At 67.6% G+C, this 15,856-nt stretch carries 13 protein-coding genes and 1 pseudogene; 13 read left to right on the top strand and 1 reads right to left on the bottom strand.

Annotation, left to right across the window (positions count from 1 at the left end; all coding sequences use genetic code 11):
- Positions 1-71 precede the first annotated feature (71 nt).
- Both BUR94_RS01195 and BUR94_RS01190 read left to right on the top strand, forming a co-directional pair.
- Positions 72-1,244, top strand: coding sequence for a cytochrome C (locus BUR94_RS01195; RefSeq protein WP_074254448.1), 1,173 nt, complete (start codon positions 72-74; stop codon positions 1,242-1,244).
- Positions 1,245-1,262: 18 nt separating this feature from the next.
- Complete coding sequence (locus BUR94_RS01190; protein ID WP_074254447.1) at positions 1,263-2,423, top strand: cation:proton antiporter; 1,161 nt, start codon at positions 1,263-1,265, stop codon at positions 2,421-2,423.
- Between the two features lie 35 nt (positions 2,424-2,458).
- On the opposite strand, the gene BUR94_RS01185 is transcribed toward BUR94_RS01190, so the two are convergent.
- Positions 2,459-2,878 (bottom strand): Lrp/AsnC family transcriptional regulator, encoded by a 420-nt coding sequence (locus BUR94_RS01185; RefSeq protein WP_245794322.1) that lies wholly within the window; start codon positions 2,876-2,878, stop codon positions 2,459-2,461.
- Positions 2,879-3,007: 129 nt separating this feature from the next.
- On the opposite strand from BUR94_RS01185, the gene rocF reads away from it, so the two are divergent.
- The 11 genes and pseudogenes from rocF to BUR94_RS01130 all read left to right on the top strand — a co-directional run bounded on the left by rocF (position 3,008) and on the right by BUR94_RS01130 (position 15,852).
- On the top strand, positions 3,008-3,937 hold the full coding sequence (gene rocF / locus BUR94_RS01180; protein WP_074254445.1) for an arginase: 930 nt from the start codon (positions 3,008-3,010) through the stop codon (positions 3,935-3,937).
- Between the two features lie 28 nt (positions 3,938-3,965).
- Positions 3,966-5,018 (top strand): ornithine cyclodeaminase, encoded by a 1,053-nt coding sequence (locus BUR94_RS01175; protein WP_074254444.1) that lies wholly within the window; start codon positions 3,966-3,968, stop codon positions 5,016-5,018.
- Between the two features lie 284 nt (positions 5,019-5,302).
- A pseudogene (locus BUR94_RS01170) lies at positions 5,303-5,516 on the top strand (IS5/IS1182 family transposase); the annotation flags it as partial.
- A 243-nt stretch (positions 5,517-5,759) separates the two neighbouring features.
- A complete protein-coding gene (locus BUR94_RS01165) occupies positions 5,760-7,301 on the top strand; it encodes a sulfatase family protein (protein WP_074257522.1) in 1,542 nt (513 codons plus the stop codon).
- A 159-nt stretch (positions 7,302-7,460) separates the two neighbouring features.
- A complete protein-coding gene (locus tag BUR94_RS01160; protein ID WP_074254443.1) occupies positions 7,461-8,762 on the top strand; it encodes an ABC transporter substrate-binding protein in 1,302 nt (433 codons plus the stop codon).
- A 1-nt stretch (position 8,763) separates the two neighbouring features.
- Positions 8,764-9,702: a carbohydrate ABC transporter permease gene (locus tag BUR94_RS01155; RefSeq protein ID WP_084192867.1), complete on the top strand. Its 939-nt coding sequence runs from the start codon at positions 8,764-8,766 to the stop codon at positions 9,700-9,702.
- Entirely contained in the window at positions 9,699-10,520 is an 822-nt protein-coding gene (locus tag BUR94_RS01150) for a carbohydrate ABC transporter permease (protein WP_074254442.1), read from the top strand. Before BUR94_RS01155 ends, BUR94_RS01150 begins: the two co-directional genes overlap by 4 nt.
- Complete coding sequence (locus BUR94_RS01145) at positions 10,517-12,553, top strand: alpha-amylase family protein (protein ID WP_074254441.1); 2,037 nt, start codon at positions 10,517-10,519, stop codon at positions 12,551-12,553. The genes BUR94_RS01150 and BUR94_RS01145 overlap by 4 nt, the downstream gene beginning before the upstream one ends.
- A complete protein-coding gene (locus BUR94_RS01140; RefSeq protein ID WP_074254440.1) occupies positions 12,550-13,614 on the top strand; it encodes a LacI family DNA-binding transcriptional regulator in 1,065 nt (354 codons plus the stop codon). Before BUR94_RS01145 ends, BUR94_RS01140 begins: the two co-directional genes overlap by 4 nt.
- On the top strand, positions 13,601-14,695 hold the full coding sequence (locus BUR94_RS01135) for an ABC transporter ATP-binding protein (RefSeq protein WP_074254439.1): 1,095 nt from the start codon (positions 13,601-13,603) through the stop codon (positions 14,693-14,695). The genes BUR94_RS01140 and BUR94_RS01135 overlap by 14 nt, the downstream gene beginning before the upstream one ends.
- Entirely contained in the window at positions 14,692-15,852 is a 1,161-nt protein-coding gene (locus tag BUR94_RS01130; protein WP_074254438.1) for a mandelate racemase/muconate lactonizing enzyme family protein, read from the top strand. Before BUR94_RS01135 ends, BUR94_RS01130 begins: the two co-directional genes overlap by 4 nt.
- Positions 15,853-15,856 lie beyond the last annotated feature (4 nt).

The raw sequence follows: 15,856 nt of genomic DNA, 5'->3' as shown, positions 1-15,856 counted from the left end.
CGCAATTCGCTCCGGGTGTCTATGGTTTTTCTCAGGGAAACGACGCGCGCAAAGCAAGGAGCCACGCAGCCATGCGCAGCAACGTCATTTCCTACCTTGTCCTTCTTTCCTTCATGGTCGCCGGCTTCGTCACGCTTGCCGTCGCGCCCGGCGCGACCCAGAGCGGCACCGAGCCCGCCGAGGAGGCAGAGGTGCCCTACGTCCTGCCGAAGTCGGGGCCGTTCCACCCCGAACAGATCAACATCGCCAACAACGAGGCGATCGCAAACTGGTATCGCTCGGCCCATGCCGACCAGGCGGCAGAAGCGTTCCGGCATTGGGACGAGGAGGAGGAGATCGCGCCGGTCTGCGCCGTCTGCCACGCGGGCGAGGGCTTTCGGGCCTTCCACGGGCTCGACGGCAGCGCGCCGGGGCTGCCCGCCACGCCGGTGCCCACCGGCGGCGTGGTCGATTGCGGCACCTGCCACAACGCCGGGCTTGCGGAGATCGAGGCGGTGGCCTTTCCCTCCGGGCTGATGCACCCGGTGCAGGGCGTTGAGGCGGCCTGCCTGACCTGCCACCAGGGCCGCACCGCGGGCAGCACCGTGGCCGCCAAGGTGACCGGGCTCGAAGAGGATGCCCCCAACCCGGACCTTTCCTTCATCAACCCGCATTACGCCACCGCCGGGGCCACTTGGCTGGGCGGCTATGGCGGCGCGGGCTTTCACTTCGAAGGCAAGGCCTACTCCGGCCGGTTCTTCCACGCCCGCCCGGTCTCGACCTGCAACTCCTGCCACGAGCCGCACACGCTGGAGGTGGCCTTCGAGCCCTGCCTGACCTGCCACCAGGGCGATGCGCCCGAGGCGATCCGGATCTCGCGGCAAAGCTATGACGGCAGCGGCGACACCTCCAAGGGCATCAAGGCCGATATCGACGCCAACGCCGCGCTTCTGCTCGACATGGTCCGCGACTACGCCGCCACGGTGATCGGCGTGCCGATCCTCTACGAGGGCCACCGCTACCCCTACTTCTTCGCCGACGCCAATGGCGACGGGGCGATCGACGAGGCCGAAGGCAAGGCCATCGCCTACAACGCCTGGTCGCCGCGAATGCTGAAGGCCGCCTACAACTGGAAGCTGGTCACCTCCGATCCCGGCAACTTTGCCCACAACCCGGCCTACGCGCTGGAGCTGCTGCACGATTCGATCGAGGCGCTCTCCGGCCCGCTGGGGGTGGACATGGACGAGCTCGGCCTTCTGCGCTGACCGGGAGACGCCGCGGGCGTGGAACACGAAAGCTTTCTCATCACGCTCGGCGTGCTCTTTCTCGCCGGGCTGCTGGCCGATACGCTCGGGCGCTTCACCCGCCTGCCGCGCGTGACCATGCTCCTGCTGCTAGGCATCGCCGTGGGCCAGTCGGGCCTGCGGCTGCTGCCTGCGGAGGCGGCGGGCTGGTTCGAGCTGGTCTCGGTGGTGGCGCTCACCATGGTGGCCTTCCTTCTGGGCGGCGAGCTGACCGGCGAGAACCTGCGGCGCCACGGCAGGCCGATCCTGGTGATCTCGCTCACCGTCACCCTCCTCACCGTGATCGTCACCTGGGCCGGCCTCACCGCGCTCGGGGTAGACCCGCGCCTCGCCCTGCTGCTCGGCGCCATCGCCACCGCAACCGACCCGGCGGCGATTGCCGAGGTGTTCCGGGAGAAGGGCGTGAAGACCGGCTTCACCGAAACCATCAGCGGCATCGTCGCCATCGACGATGTCTGGGGCATCATGGTGTTCAGCGCCTGCCTCGCGCTGGTGGGCCATGACGGCGGCTCTGTCAGCGCGCTGGCGGCGGCAGGGGTCGAGATCGGTGGAGCGGTGCTGCTCGGCCTTGCCGTGGGCCTGCCCGCCGCGCTGCTGACCGGGCGCCTCAAGCCGGGCGAGCCGCTTCAGGCCGAGGCGCTCGGCATCGTAATGCTCACCGCCGGAGTCGCGCTCTGGCTCGAGGTCTCCTACCTCGTCGCCGGAATGACCGCCGGGGCGATCATCGCCAATGTCGCCCGCCACCACGACCGCGCCTTCCACGAGATCGAACACATCGAATGGCCCTTCATGCTGCTGTTCTTCCTGCTGGCCGGGGCCTCCTTCGACCTCGGCGTTCTGGTCACTCTGGGCTGGGTCGGCCTCGGCTATCTCGGCCTGCGTGTGCTCGCCCGGATCCTCGCGGGCGAACTCGGCGCCGCGCTCTCCGGGGTGCCCGCGCCCGAGCGCCACGCCTACGGGCCGTCACTGATGCCGCAAGCCGGGGTGGCGGTGGGCATGGCGCTGGTGGCGGCCGAAACCCTGCCGGAGTTCGCCGGCCCCGTGCTCACCGTGACCATCGCCGCCACCGTGGTGTTCGAGGTGCTGGGCCCGCCGGCGCTCTCGGCCACCCTCGACTGGCTCGCGCGCCGAACCCCCTGAACCGCGCCGCCTGCCCCCGCAGGCCCGCGCACCTGCTAGCCGCTGACCCGTGACAGCAGGATCGAGCTCTGGCTGTTGAGAACACCGGGCACCTCGCGGATCTCGCGCAGCACCCGGTCGAAGTCCGGGAGCGTTTCGGTCCTTACTTCCACGACCAGGTCCCAGGCCCCGTTGGTGCTGTGGATCCGCCAGACTTCGGCGATGTTCGACAGCGCCCGGATGACCTTTCGCGACATGCTGCCCTGAAGCTCGATCAGCGTGATCGCACGAACCGCCCCGTCAAGGTCGGTATCCGTCTCTATGGTGAAACGCCGGATGCGACCCTCGGCCATCAGCGCATCCAGCCGTGCCCTGGCCGTCGCGCGGGACACCCCGGCACGTTCGGCCAGTTCGGTGATCGAAAGGCGGGCATCGGCGCGCAGGGCGGCGATCAGGGTGCGGTCGGTGGCTGACACGAGGTTCTTTCCAAACTGTTCATTCAATGTGTCACTATGGAAGATTTTTCCATCCCAACTGTCAATATCGCTGCTTATGGCGCGCATCTCGTTCCTGCATCCTCCGCGCAAACGCAAAAGGATACAGCCATGACTCGCACAGCCGCGCTGATCGGCGCCCCTGTCGAAACCGGCGCATCGCAGGCCGGATGCCTCATGGGGCCCGCCAGCCTCAGGACGGCGGGGATCGCCGCCGCCATCGAGGAGCTGGGCTGGCAGGTCACCGACCTCGGCGATTGCCGGATCGCTCCGCAAGACCCGTCGGCCCATGCCAATCCCGCCATCCACCACCTGCCCGAAACCCGCGCCTGGATCGAGACGCTGGAGGCCCGCGCCTTTGATGCTGCCCAGGCCTATGACCTGCCCATCTTCATGGGCGGCGATCACTCCATGGCCGCCGGCACCGTGCCCGGCTTCGCGCGCCATGCCGCAACCCTGGGCCGCCCGCTCTTCGTGCTCTGGCTCGATGCTCACCCCGACCTGCACACCACCGAAACCACCCTGAGCGGCAACCTGCACGGCACGCCGGTGGCCTATTATACCGGCCAGGGCCCCTTCGAGGGATACCCGCCCCTGCAGGCCGCCGTCGATCCGGCCAACATCTGCATGATGGGCATCCGCTCGGTCGATCCCGCCGAACACCGGCTGATCGCGGAGCTGGGGATCGACGTGCACGACATGCGCGCCATCGACGAGACCGGGGTGCTGGTGCCGCTCAGGGCGTTTCTCGACCGGGTGCGCGCCGCCGACGGCCTGCTCCACCTCAGCTTCGACGTCGACTTCCTTGATCCCTCGATCGCGCCCGCCGTCGGCACCACCGTCCCCGGCGGCGCGACCTTCCGCGAGGCGCATCTGATCATGGAAACCCTCTGCGACAGCGGCCTCGTCACCTCTTTCGAGCTGGTCGAGCTCAACCCCTTCCTCGACGAACGCGGCCGCACCGCCCAGCTGCTCTGCGACCTGACCGGCTCGCTCATGGGGCGGCGCGTGCTCGACCGCCTGACCCGCAGCTACGGCTGACGCCCCCCTCCGAAACAGGACCACCTGCATGACAAGCCCCGCCCCCTCTCCCCTGGCCTACGTGCCCTTCGTCTCGGTCGAAAACATGATGCGCCTCGTCAACGCCATCGGGGTCGAGCCCTTCATCGCCGAGCTGGCGGGCTTCATCGAAGAGGACTTCAAGCGCTGGCCGGAGTTCGACAAGACCCCCCGCGTGGCCAGCCACTCGGCGGAAGGGGTGATCGAACTGATGCCCACCGCCGACGCCGAGAACTACGGCTTCAAATACGTGAACGGCCACCCCGGAAACATGCGCGAGGGCTACCAGACCGTCACCGCCTTCGGGGTCCTCTCGTCGGTCGCCAACGGCTACCCGCTGCTGCTCACCGAGATGACCGTGCTGACCGCCCTCCGCACCGCCGCGACCTCGGCGCTGGTCGCCCGCTACCTCGCCCCGCAGAACAGCGAGGTCATGGCGATGATCGGCAATGGTGCGCAATGCGAGTTCCAGGCGCTCGCCTTTCGCGCGCTCCTCGGCGTCAACAGGCTCCGGCTCTACGACATCGACCCGGAGGCCACGCGCAAGGCCCGGCGCAACCTCACGGCGCAGGGCTTCGAGGTTGTCTCCTGCCGCTCCGGCGAGGAGGCCGTGGAGGGCGCCCAGATCATCACCACCTGCACCGCCGACAAGCAGTTTGCCACCATCCTGACCGACAACATGGTTGGAGCCGGGCAGCACATCAACGCCATCGGCGGCGACTGCCCGGGCAAGACCGAGCTGCACCGCGATATCCTCCTGCGGTCCGACATCTTTGTCGAATACCCCGAGCAGACCCGCATCGAAGGCGAGATCCAGCAGCTCGCCCCGGATCACCCGGTAACCGAGCTGTGGCAGGTGATGCGCGGAGAGGCCGCCGGGCGCCGCGACGACAAGCAGATCACCCTTTTCGACAGCGTCGGCTTCGCGATCGAGGATTTCTCGGCGCTCCGCTTCGTCCACGCCAAGGTGCAGGGCACCGACTACGCGCAGCGCCTCGACATGCTGGCCGACCCCGACGACCCGCGCGACCTGTTCGGAATGCTCGAACGCTCCAGAAGCTGACCCAACCGCCTTGCACCGCCCGCCGGGGGCCCGCCACCATCGCGCCCGCCGCCCCCTACCCGGCGGGCCGCGCCAGGCAACCGCCTCTCCTAGGCACGCGCCCAACGCTCTGCCCACACATGATCGCAGTCTCGCTGCGCCCGCGCCCGATGCATCTCCGGCGAAAGCCGCCGCTCGGGACCCTGCACATGGCAGAGGCCGACTATGCTGCCCAAAAGAGCTGATGGCCGGGGTTCCCCGTTCCCCGGACAGACTTATCCTGCAGCTTCCGTGACGGGAGGCCGAGCGCCAGAGACGTGGCGCGCAACGAAGCCCTGCGCGCTTCGAAGTACCTGGGACGCGCTCTCTGGCGTCGGTGGAGTGGATATCACCGCCGAAGCCGGGTCGAGGCCAAGATGAACTGCGTCAAACTGCCTGGTCAGTCATTGATGGCTCGAGACTTCGCGCGCCAGGTCGCTCAACGGCTACACTGCCCTCGGCATGCCTGTCACCGTGCCCGCAAAACAGATCCGTCCGGGGAAAGGGGAACTGCGATCACGCCCCGATCTGTGCAATACGCCGAGAGCCCGCCGCTGCGCCGGTTGGAGGACAGGCGCGGCGTGGCCTGCCACCATGCCGTTCTGTCCTGACCGTCCCCTCGCAGGGCGCGGCGACGCAGTAATTGCATTTAATGCATAAAAAGCTAATGTCGTCGCGGCGGGCCCGTCCCGCCGACCGACACCCTGCCAGATGGACCCCGACATGCCCGCCACCAGCCGCCGCGCCCCGAACATTCTCTTCATCATGTGCGACGACCACGCCGCGCAGGCGATCGGGGCCTACGGGTCGGTGCTCAACCGCACGCCCAACATCGACCGCATCGCGGAAGGCGGGATCCGGCTGGACAACTGTTTTGTCACCAATTCGATCTGCACGCCCAGCCGGGCGGCGATCCTGACCGGCCAGTACAACCACGTGAACGGTGTCACCACGCTGAACACGCCCTTCGATTCCCGCCGCCCGCACCTGGCCAAGCATCTGCAGCAGGCCGGCTATCGCACCGCGATGATCGGCAAGTGGCATCTGGGCGAAGGACCCGATCATCAGCCGACCGGCTTCGACCACTGGTCCGTGCTGCCCGGACAGGGCGATTACTTCGACCCCGAGTTCATCGGCCCTGAAGGCCGTGCGCGCCAACCCGGCTACGTCACCGACCTGATTACCGAGAAGTGTCTGGACTGGATGGGGCAGGACGACGACCGCCCCTTCTTCCTGATGTGCCACCACAAGGCGCCACACCGCAATTTCGCCCCGCACCCCAAGTTCCGCGACCTCTACGCCGACGTGGACATCCCTGTGCCGCAGACCTTCGACGACGACTACGCCACCCGGTCCCGCGCCGCGCACGAGGCCCGAATGCGGGTGCGCGACGATTTCGAATACGAGGATCTGGGCCTTGCCCAGCCCGAGGGGGGCGCCGAGGTGGGCGCGATCCACTTCGAAGGCCGCCCGGGCCGCAAGGTCCCCCACCCCGAGGATCCCCGCGACCTGCGCCTCTTCGACGTGAACACCGGCGAAGTCTTCACCTTTCAGACGCAGCAGGACCTCGCCCTGTTCAAGTACCGGCGCTACATTCAGCGTTACCTGCAATGCGTCGCCTCGGTGGACGAGGGCGTCGGGCGTCTGCTCGATCATCTCGAGGCGACGGGACAGGCCGACAACACCATCGTCATCTACACCTCCGATCAAGGCTTCTTCCTCGGCGAGCACGGCTGGTTCGACAAGCGGTTCATGTACGAGGAATCGCTGCGCATGCCCTTCCTGATCCGCTATCCCCGGGCCCTTGCCCCCGGGGTGTGCCGCGACATGGTCTGCAACGTCGATTTCGCCCCCACCCTGCTGGACTACGCCGGCGCGCCGGTGCCCAGCTACATGCAGGGCCGCAGTTTCCGTTCCTGTCTCGAAGGCGCCGCGCCCGAGGACTGGCCCCGGTCCGTCTACCACCGCTACTGGATGCACCGGGACAACAGCCATCAGGCCTTCGCGCATTACGGGCTGCGCGATCACCGCTACAAGATCATCCACTGGTACAACGACGGGCTCGGCCACACCGGGGCCGGGCTGAAGAGCGATCCGCCCGAGTGGGAGCTCTTCGATCTCGAATCGGATCCCTTCGAGTTGAACAACCTCTGGGACGACCCGGCGCAGTCCGACCTGCGCAAGCGGATGCAATCCGCGCTCGAGGCTCGGATGCTCGAGATCGGAGACATCCCGGAGCACCGAACCCTCTCCGCAAAACTCTGAAAATATTTGATTTTCGAACTTTCTCCATGCGAAATGTCTTAAACCTATAAAAAACAGTTTACGACCTTGGCCTCTGGTCATAACGTTATGCCGACGGCAGGAAGAAGGACGCGGCGGCAGGACGCAGCGCCGGAGTTTCGCCGTCTCGGAGGAGAGAAAATGACACCCAAACTGACTTCACGCGTCGGACGGCGCTCGATTCTCGGCGCGCTGGCCGCCGGCACGATTCTCAGCCCCCTCGGCTTCACCGCGGCGCAGGCGCAGGATGTCTCGGGCGAGCTGGTGATGATCAACTGGCTGGCCGGTTCCCAGGCCGAGATGATGGAGGCCCTTCAGGCCGACTTCATCGAAAAGAACCCCGAGGTCACCTTTCGCAACATCGTTCCCACCAGCTCGGGCGATACACGCGGCGGCATCCGGACCGTCCTTCTGGGCGGGGAGCAGGCCGACCTTCTGATCAACACCTGGCCGGCGTTCCGGCAGGAGCTTCTCGAAGCCGGGATGATCCTTCCCGTGGATGAGGCCTGGGAAGAGAACAACTGGTCCGACCTGCTGGCCGACAGCTGGAAGGAGCTGTCGAGCATCGACGGCGTCAACTACGGCGTCACCTACACCTTCGGCGACCGCTCGGCGATCTGGTACAACACCGGCACGCTCGAAAAGGCCGGCATCACCCCGCCCGAGACATGGGAAGACTTCATCGCCGGATTCGACGACCTGAACGCGGCGGGCATCACCCCGATTTCGGTCCCCGCCAAGATCTGGGCCCATGCAGAATGGTTTGAATCCACCCTGCTGCGCGTCGCGGGGGCCGACTTCATGACCCAGCTCGCCAAACACGAGGTGCCCTGGACCAGCCCCGAGGTGGTCACCGCCTTCGAGAAGATGGCCGAGATGCTGAACGCCGATTGCTGCACGGATGCCAACACCATGCTGGCCTCGGTCTGGACGGATTCGGCCGACACCACGCTCAAGACCGGGGAAAGCGGTTACATGCTGATCGGCATGTGGCTGAACACCCGCGCCAAGGCGGAATACGGGCTCGAGCCCGGCACCGACTTCGATATCGTCCAGTTCCCGGCCTTCGGCTTGGGCCACGACGACCAGTCCATGGTCGACGCCAAGGAGTTCAACGTCCTCGCCACCGTGCAGAACCCCGAGGCGGCCAATGCCTTCATGGGTTACATGCTGACGGCGGACGCGGCGCAGATCATGGCGGACTACGGCCTTGCCTCGCCCTCCAGCGCGGTCGACCCGTCGATCTATGACCCTGTGGTCCAGCGCGCGGTCAGCGAAGTCACGCAGGCCAGCAAGGTGCAGTTCGTGCTCGGCGACCTGCTGCCGGGCGATCTGGTGCACGAGTACCGCATCCAGATCCAGAAGTTCCTTCAGGATCCCTCGGACGAGACCATCGCCGCCGCGGTCCAGAAGATCGAAGACGTCGCCAACGCCTCTTACTGAGATGGCCGACGCGACCGCAAATACCCTGGGCGGGCCGAAAGGCCTGCCCAACGGCGCCCTGCGCGCGCCGCGCCAGTTCAGCCAGGGCGCCGCCGCCCTGATCCTGCTCGGGCCGCTGATGATCTTCTTCGGCGTCTCGGTCCTCTACCCGGTGTTCGAAACGATCCGGTTGAGCTTCTTCGAGATCAAGGGCCTCGCGCCGCCCAAGGCCGTCGGCTTCGACAACTACGTCAAGCTGCTCGGCGACGAGAATTTCCTGCGCGCCCTCCGCGTGACCTTCTACTGGTCCTTCTGCGCAACCTTCTTTTCCGTCTCAATCGGCTGGGCGCTCGCCATGGCCTGCGCGCTCAAGCCGCGCGAGACGATGATCTTCCGGGTGCTGATCTTCGCCGCCTACGGGGTGAGCGAGGCAGTGGTCGGCTTCATCTGGCTGGGCATCTATCGGCCGGACTACGGCCTGCTGAACGGCATCCTCGGCGGGCTGGGGCTGGAACACCTGCAACAGGCCTGGCTGGGCAACCCCGACACCGCGCTCACGGCGGTGATCGTCGCCTACGTCTGGACACAGGTGGGGCTGCCGCTGATGACCTGCTTCGCCTCGATCCAGTCGATCCCGCGCAGCTACTTCGAGGCCGCCTACATCGACGGGGCCAAGCCGATGTCGATGATGCGGCACATCGTGATGCCCCTGTCCCTTCCGGGCGTGCGGGTCGCGATCTTCATCAACCTGCTGCAAAGCCTCAAGGCCTTCGACCTGATCTACATGCTGACCGGAGGCGGCCCCGTCCGCACGACCGAGACGGTGGGTTTCTTCATGTTCCGCGAATCCATGCTCAACTTCAAACTCGGCTACGGGGCGGCGAGCACGGTGGTGCTGCTGCTGGCGGTGCTCATCGTCTCCACCCCGCTGATCGCTCAGCGCACGAGGGCGGCACGATGATCGGCAAGACACCCGCCTGGGTCCTCCCCGTCGTCGCGCTGGTCGCGCTGATCTGGATCGTGCCGCTGGTCGGCCTCGTGGCGATCTCGATCCGGCCCCTGTCCGAAACCACCCTCGGCTGGTGGTCGGTGGGCGAGATCAGCTTCACACTCGATGCATGGCGCAACGTCTGGGACCGGTTCCCCCTTGCCTACGCGGCCTGGGTGTCGACCAAGATCGCGGTGATCTCGACCCTGATCCCGATGATCATGGCCCCGGCGGCGGCCTATGCCTTCCACTACCTCAGCTTTCCGATGCGGCGCGTGCTGCTGCTGATCATCGTCAATGCCTTCGTCCTGCCCAATCAGGTGGTGGTGATCCCGCTGTTCCTGCTCTGGCGCGACCTCGGCATGATCGACAACATGTGGTCGGTCATCATCCCCTTCGCCGGCCTGAGCTTTGCGTGGTCCGTCTTCCTGGTGAAGAACTACCTCGAGGACTTTCCCAAGGACCTGATCGAAGCCGCCCAGATCGACGCCTGCGGCCCGGTCGCCCGGTTCTTCCACATCGTCCTGCCGAACATGCTCACGCCCATCGCGGCGGTGGCGATCCTTCAGTTCATGTGGACATGGAACGGCCTGCTGCTACCGGTCGTCTTCCTGCGCGAGGAACTGCCCCTGCCCGCCCTGCTGGCCCGGGTGCAGGGGGTCTACGACAACAACTTCGATCAGGTCGCCGTCGCGGCGATCATCACCACAATCGTGCCCCTGGCCATCTTCGTGGTGTTCCAGCGCTACTTCACCGCCGGGGCGCAGACCAAGACCGGAAGCAAGGAATGAGCCGCACCTTTCCCCCCCTGCGCTATCGCCAGATCCACCTCGACTTTCACACCTCCGAGGCGATCGACAGCGTCGGTGCGGATTTCGACGCCGAGGTCTTTGCCGATACCCTCGTTGCGGCCAACGTCGACAGCATCACCGTCTTCGCCCGCTGCCACCACGGCTGGAGCTATTACCCCAGCGAGGTCGGCCCGGCGCATCCCGGGCTGGCCCGTCCCGACCTGCTGGGCGAAATGGTGCAGGCCTGCCGCGCCCGCGACATCGAAACGCCGATCTACATCACCGTGCAGTGGGACGAACACATCGCGCGCGAACACCCCGAATGGCGGGTGATGAGCGCGAGCAACGCATCCAAGCATCCCAGCGACGACGCCTCCGCCTCGCGCCAGCTGACCGCGACATGGCATACCGTCTGCCTGTCGCATCGGGGGTTCCGCGACTACGTGCTCGCAACGGGGCAGGAGGTGGCGCGCAGATACGCGCCGCCGGGGCTGTTCTTCGACATCGTCAGCACCTTCGACTGCGTCTGTCCGGCCTGCGTCCGGTCCATGCAGGGCGCCGGCCTCGACCCCGAGAACCCCGCCGACCGGGCCGAGAACGACAAACGCACGCTGGACAGCTTCCGCAGCGAGGTGTCCGAGGCGCTCTGGGCCGAGTTCCCGGAGCTGCGCATCTTCTACAACGCCGGGCACATCCACAAACGCGACCCCGGTCGCTACGACACCTATTCGCACCTCGAGATCGAAAGCCTGCCCACCGGCGGCTGGGGCTGGGATCATTTCCCCTCCAACGCGCGCTACGCGGTGCCCAAGGGGTTCGACACGCTGGGGCAGACGGGCAAGTTCCACACGCTTTGGGGCGAATTCGGCGGCTTCAAGTCCGAACAGTCGCTGGACTACGAGTGCGCCCAGATGGCCGCGCTCGGCACCAAGTGCCTGATCGGCGACCAGCTCCACCCCAGCGGCGCGATCAACGCCGACACCTACGCCCGGCTGACCCCGGCCTATGCCCGGATCAAGGCGATGGAGCCCTGGCTGAGGGGCGCGCGACAATTGTCGGACGTGGGCATCCTGTCGGTCGAGCATTTCGGCAGCCACGGGATGGGCCGCAACAACCACGCCGACGACGGCGCGGCGCAGATGATGCTCGAGGCGCAGATTCCCTTCGACATCCTCGACAGCCATGCCGACTTCTCGGCCTACCCGCTTCTGATCCTTCCCGACGACATCCCGGTCGATGCCGCCCTCGCCACGCGGCTGGGGGCCTATCTCGACGGCGGCGGCAAGCTCATCGCCTCGCACCGCTCCGGCCTGTCGCCGGACGGCGGGGTCGCCCTGCACCTCGGCATCGCCGACGGCGGCGAAGAGACCGCGCTGAACCCGACCTATCTGTCGGCCCCCGGCCTCGACCCGCGGATCCCCGGCAGCGCGGTGGTGGTCTATGCGCCCGCCCGCGTGGTCACAGCCGAGGGCGGCACCGTGCTGGGCGAGGTCGCGGCGCCCTACGCCAACCGCAGCTGGCGCGCCTTCTGCTCGCACCAGCATTTTCCCAACGATCCCGCCGCCCCGGCGCTCGGCCCCGGCATCGTGGCGACCGACCGGACCGGATACATCGCCTGGCCGATCTTCGACGCCTACAAGCGGATCGGTCAGCCGATCTACAAATACGCCGTCCTCGCCCTGATCGACCGGCTGCTGCCGCGCCGCCGGCTGGTGACGGACCTGCCCTCCGGCGGCCGCGCCAGCGTCACCCGGCAAGAGGGGCGGACCGTCCTGCACCTGCTCTACGGCGGCCCGCAGGTGCGCGGCGTGGCGGTGGACGACCTGCAGCACGGTCTGCGCCACATCGAGATGATCGAGGACATCCCCCGCCTCGGGCCCCTCACCGCCTCGGTCGCTCTCGAGGACAGGCCGGCCCGCGCGGTCAGCGTGCCCGAGGGCACGCCGCTGGACTGGACATGGGAGGACGGCCGCGCGACGGTTCGACTGGACGGTCTGCACATCCACCGCGCCATCGCGTTCGAGGCCACATGAAGACCCCGCGCCAGCGCCCCGTGACGATCATGGACGTGGCCGAGGCGGCGGGCGTCTCGATCGGCACGGTGTCGCGATTCCTCAACGACCTTCCGGTCAAGCCGCGCAACCACGCCGCGGTCGCCGCGGCCATCGCCAAGCTGGGATATCGCCGCAACGCGCTGGCCACGGCGATGAAGGCCGCGCGCACCGGGCTGATCGGGGTGCTGGTGCCCAACCTAGACGAATTTCACAGCACGCTGGTCACCCGGCTGACCGCCGAACTGCGCGGGATCGGGCTGATGAGCGTCAGCCATTGCCACGACAACTCCGACGAAACCGTCGCCGCCGCGCTGGATTTCTTCCGCAACTACCGGGTCGACACGCTGGTCATGGGCGGGGCGGAAGCCCATGTGGCGGCGATCCGGGCGCTGATCGACAGTGGAACCCCGGTCATCACCTACGACAACCCCCAGCACAGCCTCGCCCTGAACGGCGTGGTGGTGGACAACGTCGCCGGCGCCCACGCCGCGACCCGGCACCTGATCGAGGCGGGGCACCGGCGCATCGGAATCCTCGCCGGCAGCAGCGTCAACCAGACCGGCCGGGACCGGCTGGAAGGCTGGCGGCAGGCCCTTCAGGCCGCCGGGCTGGACCCCGTGCCCGAGCTGATCGAAGAGGCGCACTGGACCCGGGCCGGCGGCGCCCGCGCAATCGGCCGCCTGCTGGACCTGGGCAGCCCGCCCACCGCCATCTTCGGCGCCAACTACCGCAGCACCATCGGCGCCATTTCGGTCCTGCGCGAACGCGGGCTGCGCGTGCCGCAGGACATCTCGGTGGTAAGCTTCGACGACGCCGAGATCTTCCGCCTCGGCTCGCCCGCCATCACCGCCGTCGCCCAGCCGATCGACCTGATGGCCCGGGCGCTGGCCGCACGGGTGGCGGACATTTGCGGCAAGGATGCCCCCGGGACCGGGACCGGCCCGAACGAGTTCCTGCCCTGCACCCTCATCGAACGGGCCTCGGTCGCCCCGCCGCCCAAGGCGCAAACCAAAGGAGTCCGGCCAGATGTCGGCAGTTGAACTTCAACGCTTCACCAAGAACTACGGCGCAGTCGAGGTCATCCACGGCATCGATCTGGAGATCGAGGAAGGATCCTTCACCGTCTTCGTCGGCCCCTCGGGCTGCGGCAAGTCCACCCTGCTGCGGATGATTGCGGGACTGGAAGAGATCACCGGCGGCGATCTGTTGATCGAGGGCCAGCGCATGAACGAGGCCAACCCGGTCGAACGCGGGGTGACAATGGTGTTCCAGAACTACGCGCTCTACCCGCACATGACGGTGCGCAGGAACATCGGCTTCGGGCTCAAGATGCTGGGTGTGCCGCGGGCCGAGATCGACGACAGGGTGCTCAAGGCCGCCCGGTCGCTCCAGATCGAGGCGCTGCTGGAGCGCAAACCGGCGCAGCTTTCCGGCGGCCAGCGTCAGCGCGTCGCCATCGGCCGCGCCATCGTGCGCGAACCGCGGCTTTTCCTCTTCGACGAACCCCTGTCGAACCTCGATGCCGAACTGCGGGTGGCCATGCGGGTCGAACTGGCCAAGCTGCATCAGGAGATCGGGGCGACGATGATCTACGTCACCCACGACCAAACCGAGGCGCTGACCCTCGCGGACAAGATCGTCGTGCTGCGGGACGGGCGGATCGAACAGCAGGGCAGCCCGATGACGCTCTACGAGGATCCGGCGAACGAATTCGTCGCCGGTTTCATCGGCAGCCCGCGGATGAACTTCCTGCCGGGCCGGGTCACGGGCGGCGCGGTCGCGCTCGACCCCGGGGCCAACCTGTCCTTCGGCGCCGATGCCCCGGGCTGGGACGACGGCGCGCCGGTCAAGGTCGGCGTCCGGCCCGAGCACCTGTCTCCCGGCACCGGCGGCGCGATCGAGGTGACGGCGCGCGTCGACGTGGTCGAAAACCTCGGCGGCACCCGCTACATCTACGGCACCCTGACGGACGGCCAGCCGGTCATCGCGGAAACCCGCGACCCCCGCCCGCCGCAGCCCGGCAGCACCGTGACCCTGACCGCTGCGCCGCAGCACCTGCTGGCCTTCGACGCCTCGGGCGCCCGCCTGCGCGGCACCCTCGGCGCAATGGCCGCGGCATGAGGCGGACCATCGCCGAGGTGCGCCCGATCCACGCCCGGATCGGCAACCGCAACCGGTTGCTGCTCAAGATCACGCTCGAGGACGGCACCTACGGCTGGGGCGAAAGCGGGCTGACGGGCCGCGAACTGGCGGTGAAGGGCATGCTCGACCACTTCGCCCCGATCCTCGTCGGCAAGGACCCGTTCTTCATCGGCCGCATCTGGCAGGAACTCTACCGCAGCCAGTACATGGAAGGCGGCGTCGTCACCGGGGCGGCGATCTCGGCCGTCGACATTGCCCTGCACGACATCAAGGGCAAATGCCTCGGGGTGCCGGTGTTCGAGCTTCTGGGCGGCCGGCAGCGGCATACCGTCCCCGGCTTCGCCTCCACCGCGCGCGAACCGGACGAGGTGATGATCGACGAGGCCCGGCTGCTGGTGGACAAGGGCTGGACCTGCTTCCGCCTGTCCCCCGCGCAGCATTATACCAAGGACATCTTCGACGCCCGGTCCTCCATCGCCGAAACCGCGAAATGGATGACCCGCGCCCGCGAGGCGCTGGGGCCCGGCCCGATGATCGGGCTTGACTATCACCACCGGCTGTCGGTGGCCGAGGCGGCGATGTTCTGTCAGATGATGCCGCCGGGGACGCTGGATTTCCTCGAAGAGCCGATCCGCAACCAGACGCCCGAGGCCTATGCCGCCCTGCGCGCCCAGACCAATGTCAACTTCGCCATCGGCGAGGAGTTCGCCAACAAGTGGCAGGCCCTGCCCTACGTCGAACGCGACCTTGCCCAGTTCATCCGCATCGACCTGTGCCTCGTCGGCGGCCTGACCGAGGCGATGAAGATCGCCGGCTGGTGCGAGGCGCATTACGTCGACATCATGCCCCACAACCCGCTGGGGCCGATCTGCACCGCCGCCTCGGTCCATTTCGGCGCGGCGATCGCCAATTTCGCCTACCTCGAATGCCGGGACACCCCGGTCGAGGCCTGCGGCTTCGACGTGCCCGAGGTTTTCACCCGGCAGATCGCGCTCGACGGGGCCGGCTACCCGGTGCCGGAGGGGCCCGGGCTGGGGGTCGAGGTCGACGAGACCAGGCTGGCCGACCCCGCCCCGGTCGGCGAGGTGGGCTGCCCCCGCCTGCGCCGCCCGGACGGGGGGGTGACGAACTGGTAGGCGC

The organism is Vannielia litorea, from assembly GCF_900142295.1.
GTDB lineage: Bacteria > Pseudomonadota > Alphaproteobacteria > Rhodobacterales > Rhodobacteraceae > Vannielia > Vannielia litorea.
Note: the sequence above shows the minus strand (reverse complement) of the source record. Positions and strands in the feature narration are given on the sequence as shown.

Excerpts from the sequence above, each read along its gene's own strand:
- BUR94_RS01155 (WP_084192867.1), top strand. The coding sequence starts at position 8,764 with ATGGCCGACGCGACCGCAAATACCCTGGGCGGGCCGAAAGGCCTGCCC.
- BUR94_RS01135 (WP_074254439.1), top strand. The coding sequence starts at position 13,601 with ATGTCGGCAGTTGAACTTCAACGCTTCACCAAGAACTACGGCGCAGTC.
- BUR94_RS01195 (WP_074254448.1), top strand. The coding sequence starts at position 72 with ATGCGCAGCAACGTCATTTCCTACCTTGTCCTTCTTTCCTTCATGGTC.
- rocF (WP_074254445.1), top strand. The coding sequence starts at position 3,008 with ATGACTCGCACAGCCGCGCTGATCGGCGCCCCTGTCGAAACCGGCGCA.
- BUR94_RS01145 (WP_074254441.1), top strand. The coding sequence starts at position 10,517 with ATGAGCCGCACCTTTCCCCCCCTGCGCTATCGCCAGATCCACCTCGAC.
- BUR94_RS01130 (WP_074254438.1), top strand. The coding sequence starts at position 14,692 with ATGAGGCGGACCATCGCCGAGGTGCGCCCGATCCACGCCCGGATCGGC.
- BUR94_RS01165 (WP_074257522.1), top strand. The coding sequence starts at position 5,760 with ATGCCCGCCACCAGCCGCCGCGCCCCGAACATTCTCTTCATCATGTGC.
- BUR94_RS01140 (WP_074254440.1), top strand. The coding sequence starts at position 12,550 with ATGAAGACCCCGCGCCAGCGCCCCGTGACGATCATGGACGTGGCCGAG.
- BUR94_RS01150 (WP_074254442.1), top strand. The coding sequence starts at position 9,699 with ATGATCGGCAAGACACCCGCCTGGGTCCTCCCCGTCGTCGCGCTGGTC.
- BUR94_RS01160 (WP_074254443.1), top strand. The coding sequence starts at position 7,461 with ATGACACCCAAACTGACTTCACGCGTCGGACGGCGCTCGATTCTCGGC.
- BUR94_RS01175 (WP_074254444.1), top strand. The coding sequence starts at position 3,966 with ATGACAAGCCCCGCCCCCTCTCCCCTGGCCTACGTGCCCTTCGTCTCG.